Consider the following 13,047-nt stretch of genomic DNA (forward strand, 5'->3'; position numbering starts at 1 on the left):
TTTCGGAAGGACCCTCATGTCTGAGCTGTACATCGTCACCGGCGCCGGACCGGCCGGCACCACGATCGCCGAACAGTTGGCGGCATCGGGCAAGCAGGTGCGGGTCCTCACCCGCTCCGGCCGCGGCCCCGCGCACCCGCTCATCGCGCTGCGCAGCGTGGATGTCGCTCAGCCCGAAAAGCTTTCGGGCCAGTTCGACGGTGCGGTCGCGGTCTTCCACTGCATCCACGGCTCCAAGTACTCGGCGAAAGTCTGGGCCGCCGAACTCCCCGGCGCCGAGCAGGCCGTCATGGACGAGGCCGGAAAGGCAGGCGCCGTAGTGGTTTTCCCCGAGAGCCTGTATTCCTACGGCCCGACCGACGGCCCGCTGACCGAAACCTCGCCCCGCACCGGCCGTTCGGGCAAAGGCGCGGTACGCGAACAACTGCTGCAGGCCCGTGCCGCACACGCAACCCCGACGGTCAGCGTGGTCGCCGCCGACTTCTTCGGGCCCTACGTCCGATCGTCGCTCGTGGGTGAACAGACGATCAGGCCGATCCTCGCGGGTAAGCGGGTCACCGCCTTCGGCAAGATCGACCTCCCGCATGCGTTCACCTACGTCCCCGACCTCGCCGCCGCGATGATCCGCGCGGCCGCCGACAAGTCCGTATGGAACAGCGTGCTGCACGCACCGACCGCGCCCGCGCTCACCCAGCGCCGGCTGATGACGGCCATCGCGCAGGCCGCAGGCGCGCCCACGCCCAAGGTCACGGCGATTCCGATCTGGATGATGCGCCTCATCGGCCTGACCAGCGAGCTCGTCGGCGAGCTTGCCGAACTCGGCCACCAGCTCGCGCAGCCGCTCGTGCTCGACTCCACCGACAGCGAGCGCAAGCTCGGCCTGCACCCGACACCGATCGACGAAGCGGTCGCGACGACTGCCGCTTGGTGGCGCACGCAGGCTTGACGGCGACGTTGGCGGCGGGCACAAACCACGCCGCGTTGCCCTCGTTCAGCGCACAACCTACTCGGTAGTAGTGTTGGCGGAGTCACTGGCGACGCAATCGAGGAGTTCCCTATGGACCAGCGGGCGACCGATTTCGACGTACTCATCGTCGGCTCCGGCTTCGGCGGCAGCGTGAGCGCCCTCCGGCTGGTGGAGAAGGGCTACAAGGTCGGCGTGCTCGAGGCCGGTCAACGATTCGCCGACGACGAGCTGCCCAAGACCAGCTGGGAATTGAAGAAGTTCCTCTGGGCGCCCAAGCTCGGTTGCTACGGCATCCAACGCATCCACTTGCTGCGCGACGTCCTCATCCTCGGCGGCGCCGGAGTCGGCGGCGGCTCGCTGAACTACGCCAACACGCTGTACGTGCCGCCGGAGCCGTTCTTCCGCGACGCGCAGTGGCGCGACATCACCGACTGGCAGGCCGAGCTCGCGCCGTATTACGAACGCGCGCAACGGATGCTGGGCGTGGTGCGCAACCCGCACATGACGCCCGCCGACGAGGTGTTCAAGCAGGTCGCCGACGACCTCGGCGTCGGCGACACGTTCGTCCAGACACCGGTCGGCGTGTTCTTCGGCGAACCGGGAAAGACCGTGCCAGACCCCTACTTCGGCGGTGTCGGTCCCGAGCGCACCGGCTGCCTCGAATGCGGCGACTGCATGGTCGGCTGCAAGTTCGGCGCCAAGAACACGCTGGTGAAGAACTACCTCTACCTCGCGGAAAAGGCAGGCGCACAGGTCATTCCGATGACGACGGTGACCGACTTCCGGCCACACCCGGACGGCACATGGGACGTGTCCACCGCGCGCACCGGTGCGTGGGTGCGCAAGCGTCCGCAGACGTACACCGCCGCGCATGTCGTGCTCGCCGCAGGCACCCGGGGCACCCAGCAGCTGTTGTTCGCCATGCGCGACAAGGGCGCACTGCCGAACCTTTCGCCCAAGCTCGGCCAGCTGACCCGAACCAACTCCGAATCGATCGTCGGCGCGGCAACCCAAAAGGTCACGCCCGGTGTCGATTTCACCAAGGGCGTCGCGATCACCTCGTCCATCCACCCCACCCCGGACACCCACATCGAGCCGGTCCGCTACGGCAAGGGCTCCAACGCCATGGGCCTGCTGCAGACGCTGATGGTGGACGGCGGCGGACGGATTCCGCGCTGGCTGCGGTTCCTCGGCCTCGTGCTGCGCCGCCCGATGGATCTGTTCCGCTTCATGAGCACCAAGGACTGGAGCGAGCGCACCATCATCTCGCTGGTCATGCAGCACCTCGACAATTCGATCACCACCTACACCAAGCGTGGGGTCTTCGGCCGCAAGCTGACCTCCAAACAGGGCCACGGCGAACCGAATCCGACCTGGATCCCGGTCGGCAACGACGTGACGCGGCGGGTGGCCACCAAGATCGGCGGTATCGCGGGCGGCAGCTGGGGTGAGATCTTCAATATCCCGCTCACCGCGCACTTCCTCGGTGGCGCAGTGATCGGCGCCGACCCAGAGCACGGCGTAATCGATGGCTACCACCGCGTTTTCGGCTATCCCACACTCAGCGTCGTCGACGGTGCGGCGGTGTCGGCGAACCTCGGCGTGAACCCGTCGCTGACCATCACCGCCCAGGCCGAGCGCGCCGCCGCGTTCTGGCCGAACAAAGGCGAGGTGGATACCAGGCCCGAGCTCGGCGCGAGCTATCAGCGGATCGCGCCGGTGGCACCGGCCGAGCCGATGGTGCCCGCGAGTTCGCCTGCGGCGCTCGTGCTTCCGATCGTGGAGATCAGGGAGACGCCCGCTGCGGGCTGAGCACCGTCACACCGCCGCGGCCTCCGGGTGGTGCGTTTCCCGGTGATCGATCCAGGCCGCCTGCCGTTGTTCGCGGCTCATGGAGAGGAGTTCCCTGAGCTTGGCCCATTGGGTTTCGTCGGTCGGCGTGTAGATCTGCACCCACGCACCCGCGACGACGGGCAGCGACATGCTGGTGACGTACATTTCCAAGTCACCGATGGCGAGATGGCGCAGGGTCTTCACCCGGCTGGCAGGCACCGCGACATCGTTGCGCGCCCACAGCGCGGCGAAGTCCGCACTCTCGGAACACAATTCGTCGATGAACTGCTGCCAGCTCGGATCGTCGAGGTTCTTCGCGTACGCCCCGCGCAGGTAGGCGACCATCCGGCGCAGGTCGTCCCAGCTGTGCTTGTAGGTGTTGCAGCACTCCGGCATGAGGAACACCCGTCGCGCCACATTGCGCTCGTCGGCCAGGAACGCCGGGCACAGCGACTGATACGGCACGTTGTACGCCAGCACGTCGTATCGCGCGCTCAGCACCGCCGCGGGCAGCGGTTCCAGGTGATCGAGGATGATCTGCAACTCTTCGGGCAGCGCGCTGTTCGCGTGCGGCGCAGGCACTGTCGGCACCTCGGCGAGCCGGTAGAGATGCCCACGCTCGGCCTCGTCCAACGCGAGCGTCCGTGCCACCGCGTCGAGCACCTGGACGCTGACATTGATCGGGCGGCCCTGCTCGAGCCAGGTGTACCAGGTGATCCCGATACCGGACAGCTGTGCGACTTCCTCGCGCCGCAAGCCGGGCGTACGCCGCCGTGGGCCCGGCGGCAGCCCGACATCGTCCGGCGAGATCTTCGCCCGCCGCGATTTCAGGAAGGCCCCCAACTCCGCGCGGCGCGCCTTGCGCACCGCCCGCACATCCAGCACATCGGTCATCTCATGATCGTGCCCGATACCGCTAGCGGTATCCAGGTACTGCCACTACCCGTTTTAGGTCTGTACCCGGCGCACCGACTCGACTGGCCCTGGGCCGACGCGCCGGGTCGCGACAGTGCGCTCGGACTGAAAAACGCCTGATAGCGGCCATGATTCAGGGACCGCGCCTGGTGCCCCCAACCCTCGGGGCATGCTCCGAACCAGTTATTCGGTATGTTGATCACTTGTGCGCAAATCCCGGCAGCTGGACTTTCCACGCACGGGCCCAACGCTTTTCATCTTGACCGCAAGCGCTGTACTGGCAGTGATCCTGCTGTTCACCACGGTCGACCCGTGGTTGGACCGCGCCGGGTTCCTGGCAGGCGGGCTCGACGTGCACGTGTATCGCGATGGCGCCTGGCGCATCCTGCACGGTGAACCGCTCTACAACGAACCGACCGTATTGGGCCTGCTATACACCTACACACCGTTCTCGACGATCGCGTTCCTGCCGATCGTCCTGATCCCATGGGCATACGTCACCAACACCTGGATGGTGTTCAACCTGACGGTGCTGTTCGCGTGCGTCCTGTTGAGCTTTCGACTGCTCGGCTACCGGGTCAACGTCAGACTCGCCGTCGTCAGCGCGCTGCTGGCGAGCACCTGCGCGTTCATCGAGCCGGTCCGCACCACGCTCTTCTACGGGCAGATCAACCTGGTGCTGATGCTGCTCGTGCTGTGGGACTTCGCCCGCGCCGACCGGAGCACGCTCCGCGGCATCGGCGTCGGCCTCGGCGCAGGCATCAAGCTCGTTCCCGCCTTCTTCATCGCGCAGTTCGTCTTCCTGCGGCAATGGCGGGCGGCGTGCACGGCCGCGGTGGTCTTCGTCGCGTCCGTCGTCCTCGCCTGGCTCGTGCTGCCCGTGGACTCGCGCAAGTACTGGACTTCGACGTTCTTCCAGTCCACTCGGATCGGCGACGATACGCATCCGTCGAACCAGTCGCTGCGGGGCGCGATCGCGCACCTGACGCACAAACCCGCGCCCGTGTGGCTGTGGCTGCTCATCGCGGGCCTGGTCGCCGTCGCAGGCCTGTGGGTCGCCTCGGGGCTGTACCAGCGGGGCGAACGGCTGCTTGCCGTGACGCTCGCCGGTCTCACCGCCTGCGCGGTGTCGCCGTTCTCCTGGGATCACCACTGGGTGTGGTTCGTCCCGCTGCTCGTCTACCTGGTACATCACGCGCAGACGCGGTGGCAGTGGTGGCTCGTCGCCGCAGTGCTCTGGGCCGCCATCGGCGCGTGGACGTGGGAGTACGACCCGAATTACGTTGTCGTCGGGCTGTTCCTGTTTCCACCGTGGTGGCCGTTCGCCCAGGTGCTGATCAACAGCTTCGTCATTATCTATGCCGTGGTGCTCGCCGTGGCGAGCGCGCTGCTGATGCGGCTCCGCAGCGACTGTCGCGAGGTCCCCGAGGACGTGCCAGCGGCGGCGTGACAGAGTGGCCACGGCGCGAAGACCGTGGCCACTCCCTGACGATTACTCAGAGCAGTTGCAGCAGTTGCAGATCACTCACGTACTTGTCGATCAGCGCCGCAGTCAGGTGCGGAATGTCGTGCTCGGGGCCGATATTCGCGTCCCGCACCGCCGCCGCGTACTTTTCGGCAGGCATCAGTGCGCCCGCGACGGCCGGGCGCACGTAGCGGTAGGCATCCAGCAACGGCAGCACCGAGGCCTGGCGTTGCTTTTCCGGAAGCGCGCGGATCGCAGTCTCGAAACGACGGAACCACTCGGCGTAGTCGGCGATCCGCTGGATCGGATGCCCGGACTCGATGAGCCAGTCGACGAAGGTGTCGAGCGAGATGTCGTCGTCGTGCGGGTTCAGCACGTCGTAGGTCCGGAAGCCCTCCGTGGCTTGCGCGCCGAGGGTGGCGATCGATTCGGCGACGAAATCCACGGGGAGCCCGTCGTAATGGGCCCGCTGACGAGTTCCGTCCGGGTCGGTTTGGTAGAAGGAGTACGGCGCGATGCCGGTGGCGACCAGGCTCAGCACCAGGCGGGTGAACACGTCGGGGACATTGAGCTGACCCGCGTACCTGCTGTGCGCCAGGATCATGTCCGAACGGAACACCGCCACCGGCAGGCCGCACAGGTCGTTGGCCTCGCGGAGCAGCACCTCCCCCGCCCACTTGCTGTTGCCGTAGCCGTTCGCATAGCTGTCTCCGACGACGCGCACCGCGCTCATCACTCGGACATCGGCGTTCTCTTCGAAGCGCGCCGGGTCGATCTGCGCCGCGACGGCAACCGTGGACAGGTAGGTGACCGGCTTACGCTGCCCGGTGATGGCCAGGCGGATGATTTCCGCGGTACCAACGACATTCGGGCCGAACAGCTGGCTGTACGGCAGCAGGTGATTGACCAACGCCGCAGGATGCACGATCAGGTCGACGGTGTCGGCGAGCCGCCGCCATGTGCGCTCGTCCAGCCCGAGATCCGGGTCACCGATATCGCCTGCCAGCACCTCGAGGTGATCGGCCGCCAGCTCCTGATAGTGCTCGACCAGTGCCGGATCGCCACTGTCGAACGCGGCATCGAGCCGTTTACGGGCCGCGGCCGCGTCGCTGCCGCGCACGAGACAGATCACTGTGCCACCCGAATCGGCAAGGCGTTCCAGCCATTCCAGGCACAGGAAGCGTCCGAGGTAGCCGTTGGCGCCGGTCAGCAGCACCGTCTGTGCGCGAGCAGGCGCGTGCGGAATGCCGGGCGCAGCCGCAAGCGTCTGCGCATCGATGAACTTGTCAAGCGTGAGGTCTGCCGCCCTCACCTCGGCTCCCGTGCCGTGTACCGAGGTGAAGCTCGGCCGTTTCGAGCCCGAATTCCGTTCCGCCTCGATGTAATTCGCGAGATCGCGCAGGTCGTTTGCCGGGCTGATGACCACACCGACCGGCACCTCGACGCCGAAGAGCTCGTGCAGCAGATTCGAATATGCCAGCGCGGACAAGGAGTCGCCGCCGAGGTCGGTGAACTGCATATCGGGGCGCAGCTCGTCCGCCGCGAGCCCGAGCATCGCTCGTGCTGCGCGACAGACCGTTTCGAGGACCGGCCGCTCGGCAGCTTCCTTGTACAAAGCCAGCATGCCGTCGGCTTGACTGCTGGCGTGCTCGGCGTACATCAGTTCCAGGCGGTCGCCGTAGCGTTCCTTCAGCTTGGGCCGCAACAGCTTCGCGATACCGGACAGCAGCCCGTTCTCGACGGTGAACGGCTCGGTCTCGATCACGAAGTCGCGCGGAATCTCGTACGGATGCAGCTCGGCATCCTTGGCAATTTGCTGAATGGATTCCGACAGCGCCGTTTTCAACGCAACCAGGTTGCCGCCGCGTAGTGCGTCCTCGGTCGGCACGATCACCGCGAGCAGGTAGGAACGCGCGCTGTTGCCATAGAGGTAGATCTGCCGGACCAGCGGGCTACTGGCGAACACCGCCTCCAGATGCGCGACGGTGACGAACTCACCTTGCGACAGTTTCACGACGTTGTTGCGCCGGTCGACGTACTGCACCTCATCGGGCCCGAGCTCGGCGACGATATCGCCAGTCTTGTAGAAGCCGTCCGCGTCGAATACCTCGGCGGTCACCTCCGGGCGCCGGTAATACCCGGGAATCATGGTGGACGACTTCACCAGCAGCTCACCGCGCGGGTACGGCTTGTCGGTGCGGAAGTAGCCGAGCTCAGGGACATCGACCAGCTTGTAGTCGATGACCGGCGGCCGCTGCATCCGGTTGTCGAGCACGATGCCGGGTCCCGCCTCGGTCGAGCCGTAGCCGTCGTGCAGCGTCATGTCGACGACGGACTCGATGAAGGTCTTCATCTCGGCGGCAATCGGCGCGCTGCCGACGAGCACGCCGAGGAAGCGGCCACCCAAGAGGTGTTCCCGCAGTTCGGCTTTCACTTCTTCGTCGAGTGCGTCCCGGTCTACGCCGGCACCGGAGCGCCGGGTCATCTCACTCTGGTAGCGCTGAAAGATCATGTCGCACACGCGCGGAACGAAGAACAGTTCGGTCGGCCGCACGAGGGCGATGTCTTGGAACAGCGTCGACATGTCGCTCTTGGCCGCGAAATACGACGTGCCGCCGCGAGCGAGCACGCCCAACAGCGAGACGCGTCCGGCGATGTGGCTCATCGGCATGTAGTTGACATTGATGGCGACGGTCTGCAGCGGCGCGTTGAGCCACATCGAAACCACCAGGCGCTCGGTGTACATGGCGCCCTTGGGCGTGCCCGTACTGCCCGAGGTGTAGATAAGCAGCGCGAGCGGGTCATCGTCGGGTTCGGGAACGAACAGCGGCGCGGGGGCCAGCGTGCTACCCCGCTCGCGCACCGCGTCGAGGGTTTCGATGGTCACCGAACTACCCTCGTCGGCAAGGCGTCGCCCCGCAGCTTCGAAGGTTTCGCGCTGATCGTCGTCCTCGGGGTGGTAGTCGAACACCACCAGGCGGTCGGGCGAGGCTCCCGCCAGCAGCATGTCGACGGCGGTCGTCAGATGCTCCGGTGTCGTGGCGAGCACGCGTGGCGCCGTCTCGGCGACGATCGCGCTCAGCTGCGGCACCGACGCACTGGCCTGCAGCGGCACGGTGACCAGGCCGAGCACCATGTCGGCCAGGTCAACTGTGGCGTAGTCGACGCTGGTGAACCCGAGAATGGCGACGAACTCGCCTGCGCGCAAAGGCTTTTCGGCATCATAATGCCATGCCGAGGCGAGCGCGCCGACCCGCTGCCACAGTTCGCCGTAGCTCACGGTCTCGTACTCGGGCAACAGGCGCACGGACTTGCGTCCCGTCGTATCGTCGGCGACCACGTCGAAGGCGCGCTGTCCCACAGCCGGGCGATCGGCGTAGCCCTCCAGCACGGTGGACACGACCTGCGCCAGTCGCAGGCCCGGCTCCCGCATCGCCGCGGCGACGGAGTCGAGCGGCTTCGCTGCTCTGATTTGCCCGTCGTCCGTCAGCAGGCGCGTGAGGCGCAGCCTTTGCCGTTCGTCCCTCGATTCGAGCGCCATCGCAAAACTCCCTTTGGTCTGCAAAGTAGAAAAGCCCTGCAGCTCGTAAAACAGATTAGCCTACCTAAACATTTCCGGAAAGATGCTGGACGAGCGGCAAAATCAGTGGTCTCCGCCACATTCTCAGGCAATAATGCGGACAATTGCGCCTATCCGGGTGCTGTCGGTACCAGTTTTATTGGGCTCCTGTTACCGGTGTCGCCGTGCGCGCACGATCAACTCCATGACGCAGATCTTGTCGCCGGATTCGGCCGCCGCCCCGACGGTTGCCGCGCCACCGGCAGCTCCACCCGCCGCGTACGGTGCGCGGCGCACGCTGGCCATCCTCGCGGTCATCCTGACCGGACAATTCATGTCGGTGCTGGATGCCTCCATTGTCAATGTCGCGATTCCGTCCATTCGCCAGTCCTTGCATACCTCCGGCGCAGGCTTGCAGCTGATCGTCGCCGGCTATGTCATCGCCTACGCCGTCCTGCTGGTCACCGGCGCCCGGCTGGGCGATCGATTCACCCAGCGGCGGATGTTCATCGCCGGGCTCGCGCTGTTCACCATCGCCTCGCTGGCCTGCGGGCTGGCGTGGAATGAAGTGTCGCTCATCGTGTTTCGGTTTGCCCAGGGTGTCGGAGCCGCGGCGATGGTGCCGCAGGTCATGACGCTGATCCAGCGGAACTTCACCGGCAACGCGCGCGCCAAGGCGCTCAGCGTGTACTCCGCGATCCTGTCCGGCGGCATAGTCGCGGGCCAGGTGCTCGGCGGGCTCATCGTCAACGCCGACCTGTGGGGCAGCAGCTGGCGCGGGGTGTTCCTGGTGAACGTGCCGATCGGACTGGTGCTGCTTGTGCTTGCGCCACGCATCCTGCCGACGGCGACCCAGCGTTTCGATCGCAAGCTCGACCTGGCCGGGCTCGCCGTACTGACCGTGGCGGTGCTGACGCTGGTCCTGCCGCTGGTGCTCGGCCGCGAGATGAGCTGGCCGCTGTGGTCCTGGATCTCGTTGGGCGCCTGCGTGGTTGCGTTCGCGGCGTTCGTGGTGATCGAGCGGGCGGTGGCAGCACGCGAGGGCGAACCCCTGTTCTCGCACCGGGTGCTCGCGGCGCCGGGGCTGCTGCTCGCGGCGGCGACGCTGTTCGTGACCATGTCGACGTTCGGCGGCTGGATGTTCGTGATGGCCATCCACCTGCAGAGCACGCTCGGCTACAGCGCCATCCGTGCGGGACTGGTCTTCCTCCCGATGGGCACGATGTTCGCGCTCGCCAGCCTCAACTGGGAGCGCATCCCGAATCGGTGGCACCCCAGCATGATTCCGCTCGGGTTGGTGCTCGGCGCCGCGGGCATGGCTTCGGCAGGCGCGCTGCTGCGCGATGGCGCCGATGTCGGACCGGTGGTGCTGGTGCTCCTCGGCGTCTGCGGTGTCGGCAACGGACTCGCGTTCAGTCCGTTGATGACCCGGACATTGGCGAAGGTGCCGTCCCAGCTTGCCGCGGATGCCAGCGGCATCATGGTGACCAACGTGCAGCTCGGCATCGTGGTCGGCATCGCCGCGTTCGGGGCGCTGTTCCTCGGGCTGGCAGGCGCGACGACGCTGTCGGCGGCCAACGCGCTCGGCGTCACCGGCATCGCGGAAGGCGTGACCCTCCTGGTCGCCGCGGCGCTCTCGGTCCGCGCCGCACGCTAGCGGTTCGGACGTCGATCCCGGGTTCGCGCACTGCGCCGACCCGGGATTCGTGCATTCCGGGCTTCGAATCACGCCGACGCAAACCATCGCGCTGCGCCGCGCCGCGCAGCATGCTCGAGGAGGACTGCTTCGACAGTTCGCACAGCGAGGTGCCCAAAAGTCAGTCGGGCGAACAGGTCTCGATCGCAGCACGGAAGAAGGTGTCGGATGGGCGTTTTCGCGCTCGGTATCGAACTCGACGGCGAAGGCTTCCACCCCGAGGCCTGGCGGCGCGCCGCGCACGCGCCGGACCGGCTGCTCACCGGCGACACGCTGCGCACCAGGGTCGCGGCCGCGGAGAACGCGGGGTTCACGCTGGTCACCTTCGCCGACTCGATCCTGCCGCCGGAGCAGGTTGCCGGCCGGATCGACGCGGTGACCAGGGCCTCGTTCGTCGCCGCGACGACAAGCACCATCGGCCTGGTCCCGACGGTCGCCACCACCTACGCCGAACCGTTCCACACCTCGTCACAGATCGCGACGTTGGACTACACGTCACGCGGCAGGGCCGGGTGGATCGCCGAACGCATCGATGACCCGCGCGCGGCGGCCGCCTGGGGGCGCGAACCCGTCACCGGCGCGGTCGAACTCACCAGGGAACAGCGTGATTCGCTCGAGGTGGCTCGCCGCCTCTGGGACTCGTGGGAGGACGACGCGGTGATCCGCGACTACCCCAACGGGCGTTTCCTGGATCGGAACAAGCTGCACTACATCGACTTTCGTGGCGAGAGCTTCTCTGTGAAGGGTCCTGCCATCGTGCCGCGTCCGCCGCAGGGCCAGCCGGTGGTGTTCGGCGTGGACGGCGGTGTCGACGTCCGGCTCGTCGCGGCCGATTCGGTCGCCGCGGCCATCGAACAGGCGGAGCGAGCCCGCTCCGTCGGGGCTCCGCTGGCTTTCGCCGAAATCGATGTCACGCTCGACACGCCCGGCGCAACCGCCGCCGAGCGTCTCGGCGCCGCGCCCTCCAATTCCCCGGCCCGGCTTGCCTTTTCCGGTTCCGCGGCGGCACTGGTCGACCTCTTGACCCACCTCAGCGCGCATCTGGACGGCGTCCGGCTGCACCCAGCGGTCATCGACGAGGACCTGCCCGTGCTCGCCCGCGAGGTGCTGCCCGCATTGCTGCGCTCGGGCGTTGCCCATCGCCCGGTGCCCGGCTCGACACTGCGCGCGAACCTCGGCCTCGCTCGCCCCGCCAACCGTTACGCCGCGACGCACTGACAGGAGCACCACGATGACAGTCCCCGAGCGGCCGGATGCCCACGTGCATTTCGGCGTGTTTTTCCAGGGCGTCAACCACACCACCGTCTGGTCCGACCCGGCCAGCGGCTCGCAGATCGACTTCGAGACCTTCCGCCGCCTTGTGCAGACCGCCGAGCGCGGGCTGTTCGACGCGTTCTTCCTCGGCGAGGGACTGCGGCTGCGCGAACAGGACGGCAAGATCCTCGAACAGGACATCGCGGGCAGGCCCGACGCGATCGCCCAACTCGCCGCGCTGGCGGGCATCACCAGACACATCGGCCTGGTCGCCACCCAGAACACCACCTACAACGAACCCGCCGATCTGGCCCGCCGACTCAGCGGGCTCGACCTGCTCTCCGGCGGTCGCGCCGGCTGGAACGCCGTCACCACCGACAACGCGTGGACCGGTGAAAACTTCCGGCGCGGCGGCTATCTCGATCATGCGCTGCGCTACGAGCGGGCAGGGGAGTTCCTGGCCACCGCGCGAGCGATCTGGGATTCGTGGCGCGACGGCGCCATCGCCACCTCGCAGCAGAGTCCGTCGTGGGCGGCCGAGGACGCGGTGCGCCCGGTCGAACGGTCGAACGCGCACTTCGACGTGGCCATCACGCCCACGCTGCCGCGCAGCCCGCAGGGCCACCCCGTGATCTTCCAGGCGGGCGACTCCCCCACCGGCCGCGACTTCGCCGCCGCGCACGCCGACGTCATCTTCTCCAGGCACGGAACACATTTCGACGACGCGCTCGCCTTCGCCGACGACATCCGCGCCCGCCTGCGTGCCGCGGGCCGACCCGACGACGACATCAAGATCCTGCCCGGCACCCAGATCGTGTTGGCGGAGAAGGAATCCGAGGTCGAGGAGAAGGTGCGCTGGGTCAAGGACGGCCAGTACACCGGCCAGACCGCGCTGTCGCTGGCCGGTCAGGTGTGGGGCCGCGACCTGTCCCATCTCGACCCGGACGGCCCACTGCCGAAAGAGGATCCGGTAGCCAAGCCGATCTCCGAGACGCGTGGTTCACCGCGCCACGGTCAGGATCCGCAAAGCATCGCCCGCGCGTGGCGAGCCCGCGCGGAGGCCGAGAATCTCTCGCTGCGCGAGGTCGTCATCGCCACCACCGAGCGGTCCGGGTTCGCGGGCACTCCCGCCCAGGTGGCCGACGAACTGGCGCGCTGGGTGCGGCACGGCGCCGTGGACGGGTTCAACATCTCGCCCTACCTCGTCCCGAGCGGCCTCGACGAGATCGTCGATTGGCTCGTCCCCGAACTCCAGGAACGGGGCGTCTACCGCACCGAATACACCGGCACCACGCTCCGCGCGCACCTCGGGCTCCGCGAGCCGCTCACGCGCCGAAGCTGATTCGAGGTTCATCGGC

At 67.3% G+C, this 13,047-nt stretch carries 8 protein-coding genes; 6 read left to right on the forward strand and 2 right to left on the reverse strand.

Translation table 11 applies throughout. The features are described 5' to 3' along the window. The first annotated feature begins 16 nt into the window (after nucleotides 1-16). Nucleotides 17-946 (forward strand): NAD-dependent epimerase/dehydratase family protein, encoded by a 930-nt coding sequence (locus tag ACGFNJ_RS19705; RefSeq protein WP_393449711.1) that lies wholly within the window; start codon nucleotides 17-19, stop codon nucleotides 944-946. 111 nt (nucleotides 947-1,057) lie between these two features. Then, the gene (locus ACGFNJ_RS19710; RefSeq protein ID WP_393449714.1) at nucleotides 1,058-2,779 is read left to right on the forward strand and encodes an FAD-dependent oxidoreductase; all 1,722 of its coding nucleotides are present in this window, start codon (nucleotides 1,058-1,060) and stop codon (nucleotides 2,777-2,779) included. 6 nt (nucleotides 2,780-2,785) lie between these two features. Here ACGFNJ_RS19710 and ACGFNJ_RS19715 read toward each other — a convergent pair whose 3' ends face one another. After that, nucleotides 2,786-3,694, reverse strand: coding sequence for a helix-turn-helix transcriptional regulator (locus ACGFNJ_RS19715; RefSeq protein WP_393449717.1), 909 nt, complete (start codon nucleotides 3,692-3,694; stop codon nucleotides 2,786-2,788). 280 nt (nucleotides 3,695-3,974) lie between these two features. Between ACGFNJ_RS19715 and ACGFNJ_RS19720 the strand changes: the two genes are divergently transcribed. Continuing rightward, complete coding sequence (locus ACGFNJ_RS19720; RefSeq protein WP_393449720.1) at nucleotides 3,975-5,165, forward strand: glycosyltransferase 87 family protein; 1,191 nt, start codon at nucleotides 3,975-3,977, stop codon at nucleotides 5,163-5,165. A 46-nt stretch (nucleotides 5,166-5,211) separates the two neighbouring features. On the opposite strand, the gene car is transcribed toward ACGFNJ_RS19720, so the two are convergent. Further along, nucleotides 5,212-8,721 (reverse strand): carboxylic acid reductase, encoded by a 3,510-nt coding sequence (car, locus tag ACGFNJ_RS19725; protein WP_393449723.1) that lies wholly within the window; start codon nucleotides 8,719-8,721, stop codon nucleotides 5,212-5,214. Nucleotides 8,722-8,944: 223 nt separating this feature from the next. Between car and ACGFNJ_RS19730 the strand changes: the two genes are divergently transcribed. The 3 genes from ACGFNJ_RS19730 to ACGFNJ_RS19740 all read left to right on the forward strand — a co-directional run bounded on the left by ACGFNJ_RS19730 (nucleotide 8,945) and on the right by ACGFNJ_RS19740 (nucleotide 13,031). Next, nucleotides 8,945-10,396: an MFS transporter gene (locus ACGFNJ_RS19730; protein WP_393449726.1), complete on the forward strand. Its 1,452-nt coding sequence runs from the start codon at nucleotides 8,945-8,947 to the stop codon at nucleotides 10,394-10,396. A 207-nt stretch (nucleotides 10,397-10,603) separates the two neighbouring features. Continuing rightward, the gene (locus ACGFNJ_RS19735; protein ID WP_393449729.1) at nucleotides 10,604-11,653 is read left to right on the forward strand and encodes an LLM class flavin-dependent oxidoreductase; all 1,050 of its coding nucleotides are present in this window, start codon (nucleotides 10,604-10,606) and stop codon (nucleotides 11,651-11,653) included. Between the two features lie 13 nt (nucleotides 11,654-11,666). Then, nucleotides 11,667-13,031, forward strand: coding sequence for an NtaA/DmoA family FMN-dependent monooxygenase (locus ACGFNJ_RS19740; protein ID WP_393449732.1), 1,365 nt, complete (start codon nucleotides 11,667-11,669; stop codon nucleotides 13,029-13,031). Nucleotides 13,032-13,047: the final 16 nt, after the last annotated feature.

This window comes from Nocardia sp. NPDC049149 (assembly GCF_043197455.1).
Taxonomy (GTDB): domain Bacteria; phylum Actinomycetota; class Actinomycetes; order Mycobacteriales; family Mycobacteriaceae; genus Nocardia.